The following is a 20,623-nucleotide window of genomic DNA, read 5'->3' as shown; positions in this document are numbered from 1 at the left end:
CGGAAATCGCAGAATGAGCGCGGGTCATCGTGCCACCTTCAGGAGAGACATGAAGTACTGGACGAACAGTGGGCCCCGTGCTCGAACTGCGGACCTCTCTCAAGCCGAGACATCGTCTCCGATTTTCCTGTCCACTTCGCTGTGAACTCTACGGCCCTGTTTGCTCGCTCCTCGTGGAAATCTGCTTGCGGTGCTACTCACCGACGAGTGCACGGCGGCGATCAAGGTGAGACTCCGGCGACAATCAGGGGTTCTTCCGCACATTTGGTGCAGGGTGCAGGATTCACGAACAGTGCGAATAAGGGCATAAGGTCGGAATCGCAGTCGACGTCCGTGATTCGCCTTGCTCCATGCCTTCCGCTCGCTGGTTTCCCCCGAACTTTCGATTGTCCAGATCCTTCCCCAGACGGACAGGGTGGTGCTCGTGGCTCGGCCGAAGTCAGCGGTCTCGCTCTGTCCCTGTTGCGGCTGCCAGACGGGTCGCGTCCACAGCCATTACGTGCGACGCTTGGCCGATCTGCCGTGGCAAGGTCGAGTGGTCGAAATCCGGCTTCAGGCGCGACGCTTTCGATGCGCTAATCCGCAATGCCCGCGTCAGATATTCACCGAGCGGCTACCGGCAACGGTGCGGCCGAAAGCAAGACGCACAACCCGCCTCGGCGAGAGCCTACTGGCAATGGGCTTTGCGGTCGGCGGAGAACCCGGCTCGCGCCTGTCGCGCAAACTGGCCATGCCGGTCAGTGGCGACACCTTGCTCCGGATGGTTCACTCGGCTCCCTTGCCGGATTTCGTGGCCCCGACCGTCGTCGGCATCGACGATTGGGCTTGGCGTCGTGGCCAGCGATATGGAACGATCATCTGCGATCTGGAGCGCAATTGCGTACTTGACCTGCTTCCCGATCGTAATGCCGACAGTGTTGCGCGCTGGCTGAAGCGCTGGCCGGAGATCAAGGTCGTCGCGCGCGACCGTGCGGGCCTTTATGCTGATGGCGCGCGCTGCGGCGCACCCGACGCGGTGCAGGTGGCGGACCGCTGGCACCTGCTCAACAGTCTGGGTGAGGCCCTGCGCCACGCGGTCGGCCGCCATCGTCACAGCATAGCCGCCGCCGTGCAAATCATGGCGTCCGTGCAACGACCGAAGACTGGCAGTTCCACGCTCCCGCCCGGCCTTGCACAATTGCGGGCGGATCGAAAGGCTGCACGACGCGAACGCTGGGATGAAATCTGTCGCCTACGCGAGCAAGGTTGCCCGACATCCGGGATCGCCCAACTGCTCGGCGTCGACAGGCGCACGGTTCAGCGCTGGCTGGCCGCTGGCGGCGAACCAGAGCATTCGCGTCCTCACAGACCTTCACATCTTCTCGCGCCCTTCTCGGCATGGCTCGAAGCGCGGTGGGCCTCCGGCTGCCAGGGGGCCAGCAGCTTTGGCGCGAGCTTCAGCAACAGGGTTATACTGGAAGTCGGGTGACCGTCGCGCGATGGGCCGCTGACAGGCGTGCACATGCAGGCTCCGGAGGAGCAGCACAACCGCACCCAACCTGGAAAGCTCCCTCGCGTCGTCGCTGTGCTTGGTATTTGAGCCGGGATCTGGATCAGATCGATGCTGACGCCAGGCTGTTCCTCGGTCACTTGTTTGCGCGAGCTCCGGAACTCGCCACGACAGCAGAGCTAGCGAAGAGGTTTGTGTCTCTTCTCAGGGGCAGCGACATCGCCGAGCTCGATAAATGGATCGCACAAGCAGCCACCAGCGAGCTCAAGAGCTTCGCCAACGGCATCGCGCGCGACATCGACGCGGTCCGAGCGGCAATAACTACCTCCTGGACAACCAGTCCAGTCGAAGGCCAGATCAGCAGGATCAAAGCCATCAAACGACAAATGTATGGCCGGGCAAGCTATCCGCTATTGCGTCGACGCGTCCTTCTGGCTGCTTGAGTATGACCGGGCAACCTGTCCAACCCCAGCTACTCAAGCTGCACCAAATGTGCGGAAGAACCCTTGATTGACGCGCCGCTCTCATCCTGATTGGGTTCTTCCGCATATTTGGTGCAAGGTGCGGGATTCACGGACGGTGCGAATAAGGGCATAAGGTTGGAATCGCAGTCGACGCTCGTGATTCGCCTTGCTTCATGCCTTCCGCTCGCTGATTTCTCCCGAGCTTTCGATTGTCCAGATCCTTCCCCAGACGGACAGGGTGGTGCTCGTGGCTCGGCCGAAGTCAGCGGTCTCGCTCTGTCCCTGTTGCGGCTGCCAGACGGGTCGCGTCCACAGCCATTACGTGCGACGCTTGGCCGATCTGCCGTGGCAAGGTCGGGTGGTCGAAATCCGGCTTCACGCGCGACGGTTTCGATGCGCGAATCCGCAATGCCCGCGTCAGATATTCACCGAGCGGCTACCGGCAACGGTGCGGCCGAAAGCAAGACGCACAACCCGTCTCGGCGAGAGCCAACTGGCGATCGGCTTTGCGGTCGGCGGAGAGCCCGGCTCGCGCCTGTCGCGCAAACTGGCCATGCCGGTCAGCGGCGACACCTTGCTCCGAATGGTTCACTCGGCTCCCTTGCCGGATTTCGTTGCCCCGACCGTCGTCGGCATCGACGATTGGGCTTGGCGTCGTGGCCAGCGATATGGAACGATCATCTGCGATCTGGAGCGCAATTGCGTGCTTGACCTGCTTCCCGATCGTAATGCCGACAGTGTTGCGCGCTGGCTGAAGCGCTGGCCGGGCATCAAGGTCGTAGCCCGCGACCGTGCGGGACTTTATGCTGATGGCGCACGCTGCGGCGCGCCCGACGCGGTGCAGGTGGCGGACCGTTGGCACCTGCTCAACAGTTTAGGTGAGGCCCTGCGCCACGCTGTCGGCCGCCATCGTCACAACGTAGCCGCCGCCGTGCAAATCATGGCGTCCGTGCAACGACCGAAGACTGGCAGTTCCACTGCTGCCGCCCGGCCTTGCACAATTGCGGGCGGATCGAAAGGCTGCACGACGCGAACGCTGGGATGAAATCTGTCGCCTACGCGAGCAAGGTTGCCCGACATCTGGGATCGCCCAACTGCTCGGCGTCGACAGGCGCACGGTTCAGCGCTGGCTGGCCGCTGGCGGCGAACCGGAGCATTCGCGTCCTCACATACCTTCACATCTTCTCGCGCCCTTTGAGGCATGGCTGGAAGCGCGGTGGGCCTCCGGCTGCCAGGTGGGCCAGCAGCTTTGGCGCGAGCTTCAGCAACAGGGTTATACTGGAAGTCGAGTGACCGTCGCGCGATGGGCCGCTGACAGGCGTGCACATGCAGACTCGGGAGGAGCAGCACAACCGCACCCGACCTGGAAAGCTCCCACGCGTCGTCGCTGTGCTTGGTATTTGAGTCGGGATCTGGATCAGATCGATGCTGACGCCAGGCTGTTCCTCGGTCACTTGTTTGCGCGAGCTCCGGAACTCGCCACGACGGCGGAGCTAGCGAAGCGGTTTGTGTCCCTTCTCAGTGGTAGCGACATCGCCGAGCTCGATGAATGGATCACACAAGCAGCCAACAGCGAGCTCAAGAGCTTTGCCAACGGCATCGCGCGCGACATCGATGCGGTCCGAGCGGCAATAACTACCTCCTGGACAACCAGTCCGGTCGAAGGCCAGATCAGCAGGATCAAAGCCATCAAACGACAAATGTATGGTCGGGCGAGCTACCCGCTATTGCGTCGACGCGTCCTTCTGGCTGCCTGAGAACGACCGCCCAACCTATCCAACCCCAGCTGCTCAAGCTGCACCAAATATGCGGAAGAACCCCTGATTGTCGCGCTATAGACGAGTGCAAAATAGCCCTGCCGCCCCGTTGCGCTTAGATCCTCGGCGACTACGGGCATCGCGCCGCTGGTCTTGGTTTTATCCGCCGCAAAATTATGCTTAAGGGTCGAGTGGCGGGCAAGCCGTTAGTCACGATGAAGTTTGTGGTGCCAGGCTTCAACCTTGGCCAATTATCCTGAGAGCCTCTCCGCGGAGGTCTGCTCGCAGCGCCCCTTAATGCTCGAGTAGGCGTCAAGCCTCCCTCGATGTGTGAGCTTACCGATGTTGATCGTCGCGGCAACCGCCCAAGGCCGGCGGCAGCAGCGATCACGTGGCATGTGGGCCCAAGTGATTGGGGCGACTGCCCCGCGTTGCGGTATGAGCCTGGGCTGGAGAGCGCGCGCCGCCGCAGAACAGTGAGCAGTACCCGAATGCGCCCGTGCGTCTAGCCACTTCGTGTTCGACCCAGTACCGACTTGGACCAGGAGAGAAGACGTTGCTATTGGTGCGCGTGCGAGTTAGGCGGAAGTGCTTGCGCAGACGCATTGCGGCCGTTCGTGTTGCACGATTTTCCCCCCAACAGACATTCGAGCCCCTTCCGTCGGTCTAGGCGAGATTAGATATCTGCTGCGTTTTCTTCCGGCGTGTTTGGTGGGTCGGTGCAGCAATTGCGCGCTGTTTTGGGATTTGACGTAGAAAATATGCGACGCTGAGCTGTACTAGCCACCAGGATCAGGCTGATCAGCAGCCGAGCTAAGTTGGGCTAGGCAACAAAATCAGCAGCACAAACCTACTTCGGTAGTTGGTGTGCTGAACTAAGCTGCTCCGTTCTTTGCTTTTAAGTTCGTGGTTGTGTTGCGGATGATCCTAATAACGGCGGGTGGCCGTATACTGCAATTTGTCAACATAAACTGACGTTTGGGCGACAGGAGCTTCCACAGGGTAGGGCATTGTGTCCTATTGGTTTTCTCCAAAACTCAAAAGCCATCCACAGGAAATGCGCCCATTTTTTCGGGTATAATCTGCGCGTATCGCGAATCGCCGCTTCATCTTTCAGGGAATCACAGATAAGTGCGGAAGACGTGCAGCGCCTCGTACAGCGCCGCTCGTCGCCTGGTGGTAAGTCCTGCGTTCTCCCCCGCAACGCCGAGCGTTGTGGCTCCCCCCAGGCCTTGCGTCAACCGTAAGCGCGGGCGAAACCGCTTCGCGCAACGAAAGGGTTTGGTCTGATGTTTGCGAGTAAAAAGCCGGCGACGCTTCGTGAGGTCGGCATCACCATCACAGTTGAGGAGGTCGAGCTGCTAAAGCTGGCTGAGATGCGGTCCGTTTCCGACGGCTCGTCCGCGGGTGATGCATGCGGAGCGAACCTTCTGGGAAGAGGCAACGGCTATCCACGTCTTCTGCGTCCAGCAGCGGTTGCGCGTTGATCGCTTCGAGGCCACTTGGATGACGATTGCGCTGGGATGAGGCCGGTCTGGCGGATGCGGCTATCGCTGCTCGAGAGCTGGCGTGCGGTCGTGCGCCACAAGGGCATGTTCTTCACCGAGAAGGCGGCCGATCGCAACCCGATCGATTACGCGGTCGTCGTCAACGGCGGTCTGCAGCTCACGCCCGGCGGAGATGCCTCGAAAGCCTGGAAGAGACTATCGCCATATGGTCGAGAACGGCCTGCTCTTGGAAGATGCCGAACCCTTCGAGGTGCTAAGGGCGCGCTGCGCCGATATTGTCGCGTGGGCTAATCGGCGGGCGGAATAAGAAGGCGGGGACAGAGTGCGCATATCACGGGTAAAAATAAGCAACTTCGCGAACTTCTCGGAGATCGACGTCGAGACCGGCGAAAGTATCGTCATCGTCGGCGAGAACAAGGTCGGCAAGAGCAACTTCGTCCGCGCGCTGCAACTGATTCTGGACCCTGGTCTTTCTGAACGCGATCGGCAGCTTGGGCTTGAGCAATTCTGGGATGGTCTAGGAGAAGACAAGCTTGGCGAGACGATCGAGGTCGCGGTCGAGCTGACTGACTTCACGGGCGATCCGCGGTTGATGGCGCACCTCAACGACTGCGTGGTCGATCCGGGGCCGCCGATGGTTGCGCGTCTCACCTACCGTTTCCAACCGAAGGCCAATCTCGGGCGGGATCCGGAGAGCATTGCCGACTATGAGTACATCGTCTTTGGCGGCAACGATCCGGAGATGTCCATCGGGCCGTCGCTGCGACGGATGCTTCCGCTCGACGTGCAGGTCGCGTTGCGCGATGCCGAGAAGGATCTGTCGAGTTGGCGCAATTCGCCGCTAAGGCCTTTGATCGAGGAACTGGCGACCTCTCTCGATGAAGACGCGCGGGCCGAAATCCAGGAGCAGGTCAACGAGGCGCAGGCCGAGTTGGTCAGCCATGATGAAGTGGTCGCAACCGCCGAGCGGATCGGCCAGCGGCTGATCGCGATCGCCGGCGAGCAACATGCGGTGCCGTTGACGCTCGGCCTCGCGCCGACCCGGGTTGATGCGCTGCTGCGCAGCCTGCGTCTCCTGATCGACAATGGTGCGCGCGGCATTTCCGATGCCAGCCTTGGGACCGCCAACCTGATCTTCCTGGCGCTCAAGAGCCTGGAACTCGATCGGCTCGTGACGGATGGCGAGCGCGACCACACTTTCTTTGTCGTCGAGGAGCCGGAAGCGCACCTTCACCCGCACGTCCAACGTCTGGTTTACCGCTATTTCCTCGGCAGCGGCGGGGATGACGAGGAGCAGACGCCGCCACTCACAACCATCCTGACCACGCATTCGCCGCATATCGCGAGCGTCACCCCGATCCGGTCGGTCGTGCTGCTTCGTCAAGACGCGGCGACAAATGCGACGATCGCCGTTTCGACGGCCAAGGCGCCGCTCGACGAGCGCGACGAGGCGGACCTCCAGCGCTACATCGACGTAAGCCGTGGCGAGATCTTCTTCGCTCGCGGGGTCATCCTGGTCGAGGGCGACGCGGAGCGGTTTCTCGTGCCTGCCTTCGCCGAGGCGCTGGACATTCCGCTCGACATGCTGGGCATCACAGTATGCTCGGTCAGCGGCACGAACTTCACGCCCTACGTCAAGCTACTGGGTCCCGAGGGCCTCAACATTCCGCATGTCATTTTAACCGATCGCGACCCGAACGGAACGAAACCTCCACTGGTCCGACGTCGCTTGATCAATGTCCTGCGGTTGGTCGAAGACGGCGTGAACTATACGCCTCTGGATGCCGACGCCGTGATCGCGCGTGCGGAGGCGTTCGGGTATTTCGTGAACAGCAACACGCTCGAGCCGGAGCTGTTCGCCGGCGGCCTCGCTGAGGCGATGCAGGAGGTCATCGAACAGGAACTTTCGATGGGCCAAGCGACACGCGACCTGATCCAGGGATGGGTCGACGACACCGACAGTCTCGACGAGGAGCAACTGATCAAGGTCATTGAGCGGATTGGCAAAGGACGGTTCGCGCAGGCGCTGGCGCCGCACGTCGATGAGGATGCGTGCCCGGATTACATCCGGCAGGCGCTGGAGCATATCCGCGATGCCGTTACGTAGCGTCAGCGCTGCCTATCTTGCCGAAGCGGGCGATCTGGCCGGCAACCCGGGTCAGCAGGCGGCCTATGACTCGACGGGAAACTGTGTCGTTCTCGCGGGGCCCGGTAGCGGCAAGACCAAGACGCTGGTTCTCAAGCTCGCGCGGATCATGGCGGAGGACGTCCGCGCGCCGCGCGGTGCGGCATGCATCACCTACAGCCAGGAATGCGCGCGCGAGCTGACACGCCGGCTCGAGCGATTGGGCCTGCGCGAGTCGCCCAATCTCTTTGTTGGTACAGTCCATGGTTTCTGCCTGAGGCATCTCCTCATGCCTTATGGCCGGCTTGCCGATCTTCCGGTGCCGTTCCCGCTCGCCGTGGCCACGCAGCGGCAGAGCGAGCAGGCGATGAAGCGCATCGGTGATCGACTGTTCGGCGTTGGCCATCCCAATAAGCCCATGGACCTGGGGCGGCATCGACGGTCGGTCCTCGACAGGACGTCGATCGCTTGGACGAGCGAGGCGGAACTCGCCGCTTGGGCGGAGGGATATGAGGCCGAGCTGCGACGGCTGGGCCTTGTCGATTTCGATGACCTTGTGGTGTTCGGTCAGCGCCTGGTGTCAGAGCATGACTGGGTGCTGCCCCTGTTGCAGGCGAAATTTCCGGTCCTCGCGGTCGATGAATATCAGGACCTCGGCGTGGCGTTGCATCGCATCGTCAAGCGTGTGGCCTTCGATGGCGGCGTTCGGCTCTTTGCGGTGGGAGACCCCGACCAGTCGATCTACGGCTTCACCGGCGCCGACGGAGCACTGCTCCAAGAGCTGGCCGAGCGGGTTGATGTCGAGCGGGTTCAGCTTCAGCTCAACTATCGTTCGGCGTCGCGCATCGTCAGCGCGTCCGAAATGGCGCTCGGCGAGGCCCGCGGGTATCGGTCGAATGACCTGGACCGGCAGGCGGTCATCGAATTCGTTCAATGCGCCGATGGCCTTGAAGGACAGGCGGCACACGCGGTAGCAGAGATCATTCCGGCAGCTCTAGCGGCCAAGCCCGGACGCGCGCTCGGTGACATCGCCATTCTCTACCGGGACTATCGGGCGGGCGACGTCGTAGCGGAAGCCGTTGCTGCCGCGGGCATCGATTTCGTCCGTGTCGATACTGCGGCACCTTACCGCAAAGTCGCGCTTACGAGCTGGATCGAGGATTGCGCGGCGTGGTGCGCCGGCGGCTGGCGCGAGGCCCGGCCACAGTTGCGCGGTCTGCTCGACCGCTGGGTCGGATTTTATCGTACCCGGATATCCGAAGTCCAGGCGAGAGATGAATCCCGGAGTCTGACGCAGCTTCTGTGGTCCCTTCGCGTCGAGGAGGGACTCGCTCGGGATTTCGTGGCCGGGATGCGAGCAGGTATGCTTGATACGCTAATGGCGGCCGAGCCGGGTCTCGCTGATCAGCACGAGCAGGTAGATCGCATGTCTGCGGCTCTGGCGGTCGGGGGACCGCTCGCCGATCTCGACCTGGCGAGCCTTGGCGGCCGCGATGGCTCTCCGCGGCACCTGAACTTGTTGACACTGCACTCCGCGAAGGGGTGCGAATACGATGTTGTGATCATGGTTGGGCTCGATCTCGGGAGTTTGCCCTGGCGCAATGAATTGCCCGCCGCCCGCCGCGAGAGCCGGCGGCTCTTCTATGTCGGCCTGACACGCGCTCGGGACGAAATCCATATGCTTTATTCCGGTTACGTCGATACGGGCCGCGGCAGGATGCATTGGGGGCGCTCGCCTTTCCTGGATGAACTTGAAGCGCGAATGGAGGAGGCCGAGGGCGAGTAGTCTATGATGTCATTTCGTGAAGCCCAGGCGGTCGAAGACCTGGCGGACCTCCTCTATGATTTCCTTCCCGGGAGCGGAAACAACAGGACCGCATTTCCGCTTGCTGCCGCGCAGGCTGGCGTTGGCGATCTATGGGGCCCCGGGAGCAAGCGGCCCGCGATCGTGCAGCTTCTAACCGCGACGCTCGAACAGCGCAGGTCGTGTTTCACGAAGTTGATCGTGGCGATCGTCCGACAGGCGATGACCTACCGGCGCGGGAAGGGCAATCCACTGAGCCGCGAAGAGATTGATCGGCTGAACAGCCTTCTTCCCGGCGTGCAATTCAAAATTCCGGAGTTGCTCGATCCGAGCTTCCTCGGCAGCTTCGCATCGCCGAAGGCGGGAGAGCCTATGCCGCAGGCACCGTCGACGCTGAGTGCGGCGAAGGCGCAGGAGCTCGCGACGCTGCTTATCGAGATCACCAAACTCGCCCCCCAGGCGCGAGGCCTGCGCTTCGAGGGTTTTCTCAACGACCTGTTCGCCGGCTTCGGGCTCGCGCCGCGTGGCTCGTTCCGTCTCGTCGGCGAGCAGATCGACGGCAGTTTCAAGCTGCATGGTCAGACCTACCTGGTGGAAGCGAAATGGCACGGGCCTCAGATAGGCTTTGCTGACCTGATGACATTTTCGGGCAAAGTCGGCGGAAAGGCGTCCTGGTCGCGCGGACTGTTCGTTAGCAATTCCGGCTTCACGGCCGAGGGGCTAGAGGCGTTCTCACGAGGGTGCCAGACCAACTTGATCTGCGCCGACGGACTTGATCTCTACAAGGTACTCTCGCGCAAGGTATCGTTGATCGAGGTTTTGGAAGGGAAGGAGCGCCGTGCTGCCGAGACGAACCGCGCGTTTGTCGCCGTACGAGACTTGAATCTTCGAGGGAGTTGAACGGCCTTGGGCGGCGATGGCTGTAGCAACGAAGGACTATGCTCGTGCGACGGATGCCCATTTCAGCCGGATAAGCCTGGGGTGCGACCGATAAGTCATTGATTGTATTTGGCCCGTGGCTGACTCTTAATCAGCGGGTCCCAGGTTCGAGCCCTGGTGCGCCCACCAAGTCTTTCAATGACTTACCCTCGCGAACCGTTTGAGAGGACCGAACTAAAACGGTTATTCTCCGCAATAATTTCCGCCCCCCGCTCGGGTAGCAGCCGCATAACGAGGAACTGTCATTGTGCGACGAATGCCCAGCTTCGGCCGGACCGTCGCCGGGTATCCCTCGATGCATAACCAGTACCGGACTATTCGGGTCGGGGCTTCTATTCGCTCCACTGACTCGAACCCTCGACAACTCGCAAGGCAGTAAAAGTGGCCGCGGTGCACGACGTCTTGCGAGGCGGCCGTCTCAACGGCCCCGCCTGGCATCGTTCGGGTAAGGGCGGACTTACTTGCTGTCCCCGAGGATGACAGCGGTACCGGCAGCGGCCTTGGCCGCATCGACCACCTTGTCGCCGGGTTTGCCGAGCTGCTCGTGCACCTTGTCAGCCTCCCGCGCCGCGTGCTTGCCAGGGCAAAGACCGGCGTCACTCTACTTAAGAACAGGGCTGGCCTAACCTTCGGGAGTCAGGGGTTCGAGTCGCTGACTGCCCGCAGACCAGCTTCATTGAGCTACGAATGGACCGCCGCAGCCCGGTGGGTGAAAACCGGATGAGAGAGGCCGGCCTCCCTCTTCACAACGTCAGCGCGTCCCGGTTTTTGAGCGGGTAGGGCAGCGACGTGTTCCGGCCAGCGTTCAAGCGCCTCTCGGCGTCCAGGCCGCGACATTTCCGCCTCGGATTTCAGCGAGAAGTGATGGCAATTTGAGACAACTTCAGGTACACCCACCGGTGTCCGGGGCGTCATATACCCTCGGAGCCGCGGCCAGGACAAAAGCCGCACCGCTCGTTAGCCGGACAACGCGTCGTACCGGACGACTTGGGGCCGAAAGCCTCACGACTTGTGACCGATAGCCACAAACAATGCAGGCATCGCGCGGTGCCGAAAACACTGAAACCGCTTGGTCCAAGCCCTCCAACCAGAAGGAGAAAGCTTGTGAAGATAAGCCTTTCAATAGATCCGGGCGTGGCCATGGCCATCCTGTATCTCCTAGCAACCACCCTCTAAACGAGGGGAGCCCGCACATCGGCCAATGTGCGGGCTCAATCATTTGTACCGCAGATTCCTCAGACCCTCTTTTTGCGAATGATAGGCTTCTTCTTCGGCGGCCCCCGACGTTCGTCGCCCGCGCGGACGGCTTCAACAACGTCTGTGCGTAGCTTGACGATCGCGTCCGAATGCTCGTCCAGGTCGCCCTCGTACTCGAACATCTTCTGCTGCTTCATCGATCCGCGCGCGACTTGGTAGACCCGATCTCCGCCGTAGGTCGACGACCAACGACCGTGCACAACGGCGACGCGAGCTTCGTTGACCTTGTGGCAGGCGCCTTCAGCAGCTTTACGAGCACGGGATCCGGCTTGCCGTCTTGACGGTCCTCCTCGATTGCTGATGCGGCGAGGATTGCTGTGACCAGCTTCGCGAAGTCGAAAGCCGCCGTCATGATGTCGTTGTGCTCAAGATCGATGCTGACCTTCTTCCGGAATATGCGGCGCAACTCGGCCTCAAGCTGGCTGTATTCGAACACGAAGCGACCGATCTCGCGATAGAGATCGCTCTTGTCGCCGTTCCAGCCGATGATGTCGGCCAGCGAATTGTTCATCCGCGCGCGGCGCTTCTTGCCTGTCCTTACTTTTTCGTCGCTGGACATGGCCACGCCTTTGTCAACGCCTTCGGGAACATTATCGCCGGCAGCCCGTTGCGCTCAGCCGGGTTGTCCGCGAGATATTTGCAGAACACGTCCGTAACCTGCTCGAGGGTGGCGCGGTCCGGCTTGCAGTACCCGACGACGCGATCCAACGCGAAGTCGACCTCTGCGTCATTGTTCGGCATGTCCTTGTGCCAATGGCGCATGTTGTCGATCGCGGTAGCGCCGTGGGCGGCCATGTCATAGAGGCCGGCGACGTAGCTCTGCGCCATCGGCTTGTCTCGCTGGCACCACTGGCGGACGTCGTTGCCGGAGAAGAACGCTGTCGACGGCACCTCGGCGGCGAGCGCAAAACCCGCTAGGCCGAAGCAGGCTGCGACCAGCGTCAGCCGCTTCATTGTATGATGCGAAGGTGGGATGCACGGCCCTTCTCTTGGCCGGGGAGCTCGATCGAATATGTCTTCGCCACCTCGGTCTCGTTCATCATCAGCACTTTCGACAGATCGGCTACCGAATAGCCCATGTCGTTTATGTGCAGCGAGATAAGGTCGGACAGCGTACGCGGCTCCTCGACCGGGAAGTCGAGTTCTGGCGGCTCGCGCAGCCTTATCTTTTGTATGTTGAATTGCTTCCAGATGTATCGGGCCTGGGTTTCGTTCAGGAAGCCCGCGCGCTTGGCGGCGAACACCAGCGAGCCCATCGAAACCTTCCACTCTGGTTTCAAGGCCGCGAGCAGGCGCAAGTCAACACGGCGTTCGGCGAAGTACGGCTTGACGTCCTCGGTGGGAACCAGGAAACACGAAGCGAAGGTATCGGCCTCTTCCTCCATGTTCGGCGTCGGATACCCGTGCATGATCACGTGGCCGAGTTCGTGGCACAGAGTGAATCGCATGCGGTCCGCAGGCTGCTGCCGGTTGAGCACGATGATGTGCGGCATGCCCGGCACGGAGAAGCGCACGCCCGAGACTGTCGAGCCACCCAGGTCGGAATGCGCCACCAGGATGCCGGCTTCCTCGACCAGCGCGGTGAGGTCCTGGATGGGGCCATCGGGGACCTGCCAGAAGCGACGGAGCAGGCCGGCGATCTTCTCGGCGTCGTTGTCGTATTCGTCGGCGTCGAACCTCGGCAGCTTGTTCACCGGATCGAGGTCAGTCGCCTCCAGCAGCTTGCGCAAGTGCATGACGCGCACGTTAAGCTCGGCGACGATGCGGTGGAGCTCGGTCGCCGACACATTCGACTTTTTGCGCCACATCGGCGCATGCACGCTGATCGGCGCGCCGTAGATGGCGTCGGTCTGGCCGAAGAACTCCACCGGCACCGAGAAGATCTCGGCCGCCGTGTCGAGGAGTTGCGCGGTCGGCTCCTTCAATCCGTTCTCGATGCGCGACAGTTCAGTGTTCGGCAGGCGGAGGCATTCCGCCGCCTCGTTCTGCGGGAATCCGCGTAGCTGCCGCGCGAGGCGCAGCATGCTTCCAACCTTCGACATTTCGCAGTCCTCACCCTCGCAGTCGGCGACCATTCTCGTTTACGTCCGGTTAACCGCCTCGGGCGGGTCAGGACGCTTCGCCGCCGTTCTTTTTCTTGGCCTTGGCCTTGAGCTTCGCCACGCTGCGGCGGCGGGGCTGCGGGACGGCGGTCTTCTGCGGGAACTCAATGATGCCCTGCTGTCCGCCGGGCAATTCGTAGCTCCAGAGCTGGCCATCCCCGTCGCGCGCCGTCACGTGCACCGACTTGTAGCTGGTGCCGAGTTCGTTCACCTTCCAGCAGACCTCGACCTTCATCGCCTGCGGCGCGTCCGCGAATGGGATGCCGGGATCCAGAAAGTTGTCGTTGGCGCCGGTGGAGATGTTGCTGCCCTTGCCGCGGCGGACCGCCTTCTTGAACCGCACCAGCACCCGGCCGCCGAACAGGAAGCGCGCCGTCGCGCCGGTCGGGAAGACCACCACGTCCGGCTTGCCGTTGAACTCCGCGATCGCGGCGCGGATGACGCTGTCGAACACGTCGGCCGCGTCAGTCCGCTTGTACATATTGCCGGCGCCGCGCTTGGCGAGGAAGTCCTTGAACGCCTTATCGAGGACCTTGCGGAACCGCTTGTTGAACGGCTCAAGGATCTCGCGGACTTCCGTCTCGACGGGCAACGACATGCACGGTGGTCTCCGGTGAATCGGTAGCCGGAACCCTATCAGGAAAACGCCAAATTAAAAGATTATTTTTCAAGTCTATTGCGTATGTATGGTAATTATATGATTTTGCGTGATTTTATTGGATATAAGATTCTCATAAATTTTCGCTTAGCGGGCGTCTGACCGGCTTGAACTAGGAATGGAAATCCGGACGAGAGCCGGCGCCAGCACGCCCCGCCTTTTGCGCTGGTAAGGCCGCGATGTGTTCTGCCCAACGTTCGAGCGCCGCGCGCATCTCGGCCGTGTACCGCGCGCGGTTATATACACCAGCAACGCCCGCCCGGTGGCCGCTGACGTGGTTTAGGATCGCCTCCACGATGTGTGGCAGCACGCCAAGCCGGTCGGCCATCACAGTGGACGCCGATCTGCGAAGATCATGAACAGTCCAATGGGGTAGGGATTCACCCAGGGCTTCCGCAATGCGTGCATCAAGCGCCGACTTCGACTTTGACCAGCCGGAGAACCCGCGATGCGGGTCACCGCTGCGTCGGGGTCCGTCACCAAAGAGGAAGTCTCGACCATCTCGGCGGGGTGGGAGTAGGGCCAGAGCGGCGGGAACCAATGGCAGCAAATGCTCGCGATGGTTCTTGGTCCGGGTGCCTGGCAGCGTCCAGAGCCCCGAACTGGTGTCAAGTTCGGCCCATTGCATACTGCCTACTTCATCGCGGCGTTGGGCTGTGAGCAGCAACAGACGCACGATGCGTCCGTAATCGTCATCGCCACAGACCCGCCAGATCACTGATAGCTCGGTCTCCGTTAGGACCCGTTCGCGGCTTCCCGGCTGCGCGGGTCGATTGGTGCCGAGAACCGGGTTCGCAGCAATGTCGAGGCCCTCGCGTATTGCCCAGTTGAACATTGAGGACAGGGCTGTCCGGGCGCGGGCTGCTGAGACCGCCCCGTGAGTCGATGCAATGTCAGTGACACGAGCCGAGATATGACGGCGGGTGATCTGGAAGGCCGAAACCGGATGCAGGGGTTTCCAACTGACCAATAGATATCGTTCAATTTCCGAATAGGTCCGGGGCTTCAGCCTTTGTTTGGCGTTCCGGAGATACTGATCCATGGTTGTCCGGAGCGTGTCGGCCGCCTGCAGGCGTGCTTTGGCTTTCTCGTCCGCCGGGTCTTTGCCATTCGCAACCAAACCCAAAAGCCGCTTGGCTTCCTTGCGTGCAAGCTCTGGTGTCCAAGGGGCGCCGTGAGGACCGATGGTCACGAAGCGCTGCCGACCGAACACTCGGTACTTGAGAACGTAGGTCGGTTGATCGCGTTGACGCCGAACACCAAAGCCCCGCACCGCTTCGCGGTGGTCTGCGTCCCAAATAGTCTCGCCCGGCTTAAGGGCTTGCACTGCGCGGATCGTAACACTCGAAACAGCCATCGATCGCCTCTGTAGCTACCACGTAGCTACCACCATAACGCCAATTGTAGCGCAGGTAAGGCGGGAGGCGGCCGGCTTATTCATTGATAATATTGATATTATCGTAGGAATGGCGGGACTGGCGTAGCACCGGCGGAGTTCTTGCTGTGTCTGTGGAACAGGAGGTCGGTGGTTCGAGCCCACCCAACTGTACCAGTCCCCCCGGATCAGCCAGCAGCTTGTTGAATAGATCCGTACTCAAGCTGTTGCAGCCAAGCCACCTTGATCAGAGATTGAATATACCATGTGTCTCAACCGGCTTCTCCGGTTGCGGTTGGGTGCGCTATCGTCTTCCGATTAGGCCGAGGCTCGTCGGTCGCGTCGGGGTGGTGAATGGCTGGTGGAGCTTCGGAGAAAGTGGGGGCCGCAAGCCGTCCGGATAGTGTCATTTGGTACGAGCGTCTGGCTGGTGCGGCGCTCGTCACGGGCTTGGGGTCGGCTGCTGCGAATCCCGCCAGCCTTGCCAAGTACTACAATCTGTATCCGATCGGCTATCCGATCATGTTCGTCTGCTCCATCGCGGGGCAGTCGTTGTGGATTTGGCTGATTGCGCGAAAGCGACAGAATTGGGCTCGCTGGATCAGTCTCGTCATGGTCATTATCGGAGTTCCGAGCGTCATCATCGATTTCGACGAACGTTTCCGGTTCAACGCTGTCGCGGCAATCCTCTTTCACACCGGATATCTATTGTTGGTGGTCGCCGTGGTGCTGCTCTTTCGTAGCGACGCCCGCGCGTGGTTCTCGCGCGCGCGTGTCGCACCAGACACCTAATCATTGCGCCGGTATCTCGGTGGCGGCCCCTTGGCGGATATCATGGGCGAATCCCCGAACGTGAAGTGCTTGCGGCCGCAAAAGTACTGCTCATGCAGCTGAGTAAGCATTGGTCGAGCCGCGACACAGTCGGAAAAGAATTGTCGTTATCGATTAAGTGCACTGTCACCGTATTCCGACATGCGTGAAGCAGCGGCCGGCCTTTCGGCCATCCTTGATGTCGAGATGAACCTGCATGTGAAGCTCTGCGTCGATTGGGGTCTGTCCCCGACAGACCTTGAACAGACCCCTCCGGCGGCCGAGATGCTGGCCTATACACGCTACGTGCTCGACGCGGGAATGCGCGGCGATCTGCTGGCACTCAAGGTGGCGCTTGAATTACGGTGACAGTGCACGAAACTCCACGAGATCAGGCGACTTCGGTTTAGTGCTGCCGGCGGCCACCGGTCAGTGAGCTTGGCGCCGAGCTCCTTCCTGAGTGAGGTTGACTACGCCTCGATTCTCAGGGACGGGGCTCTCCACTGCTACCAATATCCTCTCAACTGGCTACCGACCTCTCGCCTCTGGCTCCCGCGCAGCGGGCTGGAGCGCAGCGACTTAATTTGGAAAATCTGCTTTTGCCATTTCATCGAACGGGACAGCAGTGCTGGCTTGAAGAGCGTCGCCGCCAGTCACATGTGATAAGGATCGGGGATCGTTGGCCCGACACAGTGGCAACGCACCCACCGGCCTCATTGAAGGTCGTGTGCGTCCAAATAAGAGCAAGCACGGGCTGCGTTCGAGCACCGCTCGACGCAGTACCTCTACTCAAATGCAACGGCACGAGCCGTCGAGGGAGACCTTGGCGGTTTTTTGCGTGTGGCCAGATATGCGCAAAGAAAAACGGCCCCTTGGGGAAGGTCGGCCAGCCGAGGTTCTTGCACCTGGGTATGGAGATCGGCCGCGCCTTTCATGCCATTACGGTGACAGTGCACAAGACTCTCGACGCGGGGAGTGCCCCATCCGCAACGCTGCTCAAAGCCAGTTTTGTCCGCGGTCACCGTAGCTCCTCCGTTCGCGATGCGCTATCGGTAGCGAGCCAAGGACGTTCATGGACAAGCAAGCCGGAATTACGGTGACAGTGCACGAAACTGCACGACGTCAGGCGACTTCAGTTTAGTGCAGTGTCACCGTAATTCCGGTCACAGCGCCGCCGCGGTCCGGAAGAAGGCGTCGATCTGGGCATCGCTCCAGCCGTAAGCGCGCCGATTGCCGCCGTCATTGGATGGCTGCGCTGAAACACCGTGGCGTTGGCATTTGCGGCCGCGACCAGCGCGTCGAGCACATCCCTCGAAAACATGGATTTCCCCCTCTCGAATGCGAATGGCCGCCCGATAGGGGCGGCCTTTCATTGGACTCCGGGCATAAGGCCCGATCAGGAGTTGTTAACGCACTGCAAAACCGCGCACAGCCTCCGGTTGACACAATCACTGGTTAGGTGTCAGAATTTTCTCTCGCATTTGGAAAAACATTGACGATTTTGGAAGAACATTGCCGATGTCAAATTGCATTGACCAGAAACAGCAGCATCATTCCGGCGACAGCGATAACGACTGGCGCATTGTCACACTCTTCGTGATCTGCCTGCTCGCCTTCGCCGTCTGCCTCAAACTCGGCGAAAAGCTCTACTCGTCGAACGCCAATCTCAGAATTGCCGAGTGCAGCGCGATATATTGGAAGGGCCGCGCCGAAGGACGCCCCGAAAACTATTGCGCGCCGGGATGCTGCACGCCGCCGAGCGCCCCCTAGGAGCCTCCTCCCCGTCAATCTTCTCCGGTCACAGCGTCGCGGCGGCCCGAAAGAATGCGTCGATCAGGTCATCGCTCGAGCCATAGGCCGCGCCGATCGCCGCCGTCATTGGATGGCTGCGCTGAAACACCGTGGCGCCTGAGAGCAGCATCTCGGCGTTGAATTGCTGATCGGCCGGCATCGCGCTCACGATGGCCATTAGCGGCGCCGGGATGTCGCCCGTCTTGACCGCTGCCAACGCCTCGGCCGTCGTGATGATGTTCGATAGCGCGAGTTGCTGGAAGAACTGGCGGTCCGAAATGTTCTCCGGCAGCGGCGAAATCTCGGCCGGATCGCATTACGGTGACAGTGCACAAAACTCTCGACGCGGGGAGTGCCCCATCCGCAACGTTGCTCAAAGCCAGTTTTGTCCGCGGTCACCGTAGCTCCTCGGTTCGCAATGCGCTATCGGTAGCGAGCCAAGGACGTTCATGGACAAGCAAGCCGGGCGAAAAAGATCGTGAGTTTCTTCGAGCGTCTCAAGACAGCAGCATCCGTTGAGTGGCGGGCCTACACCGAGCATCCCTTCACGAACGGATTGGCAGACGGCTCGCTCCCCGAAGCGGCGTTTCGTCACTACCTCGTTCAGGACTACCTGTTCCTCATCGAGTTTGCTCGCGCCTACGCGCTCGCGGTCTACAAGTCGCCCAGACTTGCCGACATGCGTGAAGCCGCGGCCGGCCTTTCGGCCATCCTTGATGTCGAGATGAACCTGCATGTGAAGCTCTGCGCCGATTGGGGTCTGTCCCCGACGGACCTTGAACAGGCCCCTCCGGCGGCCGAGATGCTGGCCTATACACGCTACGTGCTCGACGCGGGAATGCGCGGCGATCTGCTGGCACTCAAGGTGGCGCTTGCCCCCTGCGTGATCGGGTACGCGGAGATCGCCACACGGCTCGCCGCGCGACCCGATGCGGACGCCGCGACGAACGCCTATCGCGTCTGGATCGCCGAGTACGCCGGCGCGCCGTACCAGGAGGTCGCTGCCAAGGCGCGGGCGCACATGGAGCATCTCGCCGATCTCTACGCCACGCCGGCCCGCGAGGCAGAGCTGATTGCGATCTTCAAGGAAGCCACCCGACTCGAGGCAGACTTCTGGGAGATGGCCTGGCGCGCGGGCCAGCTTGTTCAATAGCCCTTTCGGCAGTGAGGCTCATAGCCTGAAGGTTATACAATTACGATGACGATGCCCCTCGATCTGTCGGGTCGAGCTTCCGTCACGATGCCTGAAAGCCTAACGGAAACCACGTCTGTCGGCGCGACCTACCTCACCCCCGCCACCACCATCACCACCACCGGCAACGTCACCGCCGCCAGCAGCGTGCCCAGCGCCACAGCCCCCGACACCGGGTTCACCAGCCGCTGATACTGAACCGCGAAGATGTACGCGTTCGCGCCGGTCGGCATTGCCGCGAACAGCACGACCACGCCGGCCGCGGTCGGCGGCAGGCCGAGCAGCTTGGCCAGCACGAACGCGGCCGCCGGCATCGCCAGCAGCTTGAGCGCGCTCATCACGACGACGCTCGACATCTCGCCCTTCACCTCGAAGCGGAACAGGTTGATGCCGAGCGCGATCAGCGCCGCCGGGGATCCCGCCTGCGCGAGCAGCTCGATGGTCCTGTCCACGACGGGATTGAGGCCGAGGCCGGTGAAGCGCCAGACCACGCCAAAACCGATCGCCAGCATCAAGGGGTTGCGCGCGAGATCCGCGAGCACGGGCCAGATGATCGTCAGCGCCGAGCCGGTCCGCTTGCGGCTGACGAGCTCCATCTGCAGGATGCCGCAGAGCCAGAGCAGCGGCGTGTTCACCGACAGGATCAGCGCCATCGGTCCTGCGGCCTCGTTGCCCAGCGCCGCGAGCGTCAGGGGAATGCCGAGCATCACGATGTTGCCGTAGACCGAGCCGATCGCGAACACGACGCCGTCCTCGCGGTCCTCGCGCCGCGCGCGCAGCAGCGCCGAGAGCGCCAGCGCCGCGATCCAGGTGATGGCGAGCGCGCCGTAATAGGCGCCCCACATCCGGTAGGGGCTGACATCGGGGAATTCCGACACGACGATGGTGCGGAACAGGAGGGCAGGGATCGCGATGCTGAAGGCGAATTCGGAGATGCCCTTGTGCGCGGTCTCGGAGACGAAGCGAAACAGCACCGCGGCATAGCCTGATGCGATCAGGGCAAACACCGGCGCGACGATCAACACGGTGGCCATGCGCCCCCTCTCCTCACGGGGATATCAGCCGACCACCCCACGCACTCTCGACGATGCCATCATGCCCCTGTTTTGCCCGACGAGTCAAAACCGCTTCGTAAAATCCGCAAGAAGCGATTTCACTGGGCATATCAAGGCCCCGGCTACTGTGCATGGGGTTGTTTTCGCGGTTTTTGTTTTGAGGGCGTCGGGGCCAGCAGTGGAAACCTGATCTCGTTAGTCCCGCCAAGGCGTTAGCCGGAGTCCTTCCCCTCCCACCGCCGTCATCCCCCGCGCAGGCGGGGGATCCAGTACGCCGCGGCTCCTCGGGGAACGTCA

At 61.6% G+C, this 20,623-nt stretch carries 19 protein-coding genes and 2 pseudogenes; 12 read left to right on the top strand and 9 right to left on the bottom strand.

What is annotated here, in order from left to right:
- Positions 1–415 precede the first annotated feature (415 nt).
- The 5 genes and pseudogenes from EI171_RS45115 to EI171_RS45995 all read left to right on the top strand — a co-directional run.
- Positions 416–1,468 (top strand): ISL3 family transposase, encoded by a 1,053-nt coding sequence (locus tag EI171_RS45115; RefSeq protein WP_371740553.1) that lies wholly within the window; start codon positions 416–418, stop codon positions 1,466–1,468.
- A gap of 107 nt (positions 1,469–1,575) precedes the next feature.
- Positions 1,576–1,932, top strand: coding sequence for a transposase (locus tag EI171_RS45110; RefSeq protein ID WP_202633055.1), 357 nt, complete (start codon positions 1,576–1,578; stop codon positions 1,930–1,932).
- 259 nt (positions 1,933–2,191) lie between these two features.
- The gene (locus EI171_RS45105) at positions 2,192–2,998 is read left to right on the top strand and encodes an ISL3 family transposase (RefSeq protein ID WP_371740552.1); all 807 of its coding nucleotides are present in this window, start codon (positions 2,192–2,194) and stop codon (positions 2,996–2,998) included.
- Entirely contained in the window at positions 2,955–3,710 is a 756-nt protein-coding gene (locus EI171_RS46860; RefSeq protein WP_371740328.1) for a transposase, read from the top strand. The genes EI171_RS45105 and EI171_RS46860 overlap by 44 nt, the downstream gene beginning before the upstream one ends.
- Before the next feature lie 1,386 nt (positions 3,711–5,096).
- A pseudogene (locus tag EI171_RS45995) lies at positions 5,097–5,525 on the top strand (nucleotidyl transferase AbiEii/AbiGii toxin family protein); the annotation flags it as partial.
- Between the two features lie 24 nt (positions 5,526–5,549).
- Here the strand turns inward: EI171_RS45995 and EI171_RS45990 are convergent.
- A complete protein-coding gene (locus tag EI171_RS45990; RefSeq protein ID WP_246740356.1) occupies positions 5,550–5,723 on the bottom strand; it encodes a hypothetical protein in 174 nt (57 codons plus the stop codon).
- 87 nt (positions 5,724–5,810) lie between these two features.
- On the opposite strand from EI171_RS45990, the gene EI171_RS38240 reads away from it, so the two are divergent.
- Genes EI171_RS38240 through EI171_RS38230 form a run of 3 tightly spaced genes read left to right on the top strand, consistent with a single transcriptional unit; the run spans position 5,811 to position 10,047 of the window.
- Positions 5,811–7,325 carry an ATP-dependent endonuclease gene (locus EI171_RS38240; protein ID WP_246740355.1) on the top strand — a complete coding sequence of 505 codons (1,515 nt, stop codon included), beginning with the start codon at positions 5,811–5,813 and terminating at the stop codon, positions 7,323–7,325.
- Positions 7,312–9,129, top strand: coding sequence for an ATP-dependent helicase (locus tag EI171_RS38235; protein ID WP_161536342.1), 1,818 nt, complete (start codon positions 7,312–7,314; stop codon positions 9,127–9,129). The genes EI171_RS38240 and EI171_RS38235 overlap by 14 nt, the downstream gene beginning before the upstream one ends.
- Positions 9,130–9,132: 3 nt before the next feature.
- Positions 9,133–10,047, top strand: coding sequence for a restriction endonuclease (locus EI171_RS38230; RefSeq protein WP_246740354.1), 915 nt, complete (start codon positions 9,133–9,135; stop codon positions 10,045–10,047).
- Between the two features lie 1,274 nt (positions 10,048–11,321).
- On the opposite strand, the gene EI171_RS45985 is transcribed toward EI171_RS38230, so the two are convergent.
- The 6 genes from EI171_RS45985 to EI171_RS38205 form a co-directional block, all read right to left on the bottom strand.
- On the bottom strand, positions 11,322–11,480 hold the full coding sequence (locus EI171_RS45985) for a hypothetical protein (protein WP_246740353.1): 159 nt from the start codon (positions 11,478–11,480) through the stop codon (positions 11,322–11,324).
- Positions 11,477–11,902 (bottom strand): hypothetical protein, encoded by a 426-nt coding sequence (locus EI171_RS38225; RefSeq protein ID WP_246740352.1) that lies wholly within the window; start codon positions 11,900–11,902, stop codon positions 11,477–11,479. Before EI171_RS38225 ends, EI171_RS45985 begins: the two co-directional genes overlap by 4 nt.
- Positions 11,881–12,297 (bottom strand): Rap1a/Tai family immunity protein, encoded by a 417-nt coding sequence (locus EI171_RS38220; RefSeq protein ID WP_161536341.1) that lies wholly within the window; start codon positions 12,295–12,297, stop codon positions 11,881–11,883. Before EI171_RS38220 ends, EI171_RS38225 begins: the two co-directional genes overlap by 22 nt.
- Positions 12,294–13,385: an XRE family transcriptional regulator gene (locus EI171_RS38215; protein ID WP_161536340.1), complete on the bottom strand. Its 1,092-nt coding sequence runs from the start codon at positions 13,383–13,385 to the stop codon at positions 12,294–12,296. Before EI171_RS38215 ends, EI171_RS38220 begins: the two co-directional genes overlap by 4 nt.
- A 67-nt stretch (positions 13,386–13,452) precedes the next feature.
- Positions 13,453–14,043 (bottom strand): hypothetical protein, encoded by a 591-nt coding sequence (locus EI171_RS38210; protein WP_161536339.1) that lies wholly within the window; start codon positions 14,041–14,043, stop codon positions 13,453–13,455.
- A 172-nt stretch (positions 14,044–14,215) separates the two neighbouring features.
- Positions 14,216–15,460: a site-specific integrase gene (locus EI171_RS38205; protein ID WP_161536338.1), complete on the bottom strand. Its 1,245-nt coding sequence runs from the start codon at positions 15,458–15,460 to the stop codon at positions 14,216–14,218.
- Positions 15,461–15,832: 372 nt separating this feature from the next.
- Between EI171_RS38205 and EI171_RS38200 the strand changes: the two genes are divergently transcribed.
- From EI171_RS38200 to EI171_RS38190, 3 genes and pseudogenes are all read left to right on the top strand, one after another.
- Positions 15,833–16,270 (top strand): DUF1461 domain-containing protein, encoded by a 438-nt coding sequence (locus EI171_RS38200; protein WP_161536337.1) that lies wholly within the window; start codon positions 15,833–15,835, stop codon positions 16,268–16,270.
- A gap of 174 nt (positions 16,271–16,444) precedes the next feature.
- Positions 16,445–16,645 (top strand): annotated as a pseudogene (locus EI171_RS38195) (thiaminase II); the annotation flags it as partial.
- 1,161 nt (positions 16,646–17,806) lie between these two features.
- A complete protein-coding gene (locus tag EI171_RS38190) occupies positions 17,807–18,058 on the top strand; it encodes a hypothetical protein (RefSeq protein ID WP_011090126.1) in 252 nt (83 codons plus the stop codon).
- 28 nt (positions 18,059–18,086) lie between these two features.
- Here EI171_RS38190 and EI171_RS38185 read toward each other — a convergent pair whose 3' ends face one another.
- The gene (locus EI171_RS38185; RefSeq protein WP_011090125.1) at positions 18,087–18,257 is read right to left on the bottom strand and encodes a hypothetical protein; all 171 of its coding nucleotides are present in this window, start codon (positions 18,255–18,257) and stop codon (positions 18,087–18,089) included.
- 300 nt (positions 18,258–18,557) lie between these two features.
- Here EI171_RS38185 and tenA point away from each other — a divergent pair, with 300 nt between their 5' ends.
- The gene (gene tenA / locus EI171_RS38180) at positions 18,558–19,232 is read left to right on the top strand and encodes a thiaminase II (protein WP_161536336.1); all 675 of its coding nucleotides are present in this window, start codon (positions 18,558–18,560) and stop codon (positions 19,230–19,232) included.
- 128 nt (positions 19,233–19,360) lie between these two features.
- Here tenA and EI171_RS38175 read toward each other — a convergent pair whose 3' ends face one another.
- Positions 19,361–20,305 (bottom strand): AEC family transporter, encoded by a 945-nt coding sequence (locus EI171_RS38175; RefSeq protein WP_161536335.1) that lies wholly within the window; start codon positions 20,303–20,305, stop codon positions 19,361–19,363.
- Positions 20,306–20,623: the final 318 nt, after the last annotated feature.

It is taken from the genome of Bradyrhizobium sp. LCT2 (assembly GCF_009931255.1).
Taxonomy (GTDB): domain Bacteria; phylum Pseudomonadota; class Alphaproteobacteria; order Rhizobiales; family Xanthobacteraceae; genus Bradyrhizobium; species Bradyrhizobium diazoefficiens.
This window is presented reverse-complemented; position numbering and strand designations above follow the sequence as displayed.

Excerpts from the sequence above, each read along its gene's own strand:
- EI171_RS38240 (WP_246740355.1), top strand. The coding sequence starts at position 5,811 with ATGGCGCACCTCAACGACTGCGTGGTCGATCCGGGGCCGCCGATGGTT.
- EI171_RS38235 (WP_161536342.1), top strand. The coding sequence starts at position 7,312 with ATGCCGTTACGTAGCGTCAGCGCTGCCTATCTTGCCGAAGCGGGCGAT.
- EI171_RS38230 (WP_246740354.1), top strand. The coding sequence starts at position 9,133 with ATGATGTCATTTCGTGAAGCCCAGGCGGTCGAAGACCTGGCGGACCTC.
- EI171_RS45985 (WP_246740353.1), bottom strand. The coding sequence starts at position 11,480 with ATGAAGCAGCAGAAGATGTTCGAGTACGAGGGCGACCTGGACGAGCAT.
- EI171_RS38225 (WP_246740352.1), bottom strand. The coding sequence starts at position 11,902 with ATGTCCAGCGACGAAAAAGTAAGGACAGGCAAGAAGCGCCGCGCGCGG.
- EI171_RS38220 (WP_161536341.1), bottom strand. The coding sequence starts at position 12,297 with ATGAAGCGGCTGACGCTGGTCGCAGCCTGCTTCGGCCTAGCGGGTTTT.
- EI171_RS38215 (WP_161536340.1), bottom strand. The coding sequence starts at position 13,385 with ATGTCGAAGGTTGGAAGCATGCTGCGCCTCGCGCGGCAGCTACGCGGA.
- EI171_RS38210 (WP_161536339.1), bottom strand. The coding sequence starts at position 14,043 with ATGTCGTTGCCCGTCGAGACGGAAGTCCGCGAGATCCTTGAGCCGTTC.
- EI171_RS38205 (WP_161536338.1), bottom strand. The coding sequence starts at position 15,460 with ATGGCTGTTTCGAGTGTTACGATCCGCGCAGTGCAAGCCCTTAAGCCG.
- EI171_RS38200 (WP_161536337.1), top strand. The coding sequence starts at position 15,833 with ATGGCTGGTGGAGCTTCGGAGAAAGTGGGGGCCGCAAGCCGTCCGGAT.
- EI171_RS38190 (WP_011090126.1), top strand. The coding sequence starts at position 17,807 with ATGTCAAATTGCATTGACCAGAAACAGCAGCATCATTCCGGCGACAGC.
- EI171_RS38185 (WP_011090125.1), bottom strand. The coding sequence starts at position 18,257 with ATGGCCATCGTGAGCGCGATGCCGGCCGATCAGCAATTCAACGCCGAG.
- EI171_RS38175 (WP_161536335.1), bottom strand. The coding sequence starts at position 20,305 with ATGGCCACCGTGTTGATCGTCGCGCCGGTGTTTGCCCTGATCGCATCA.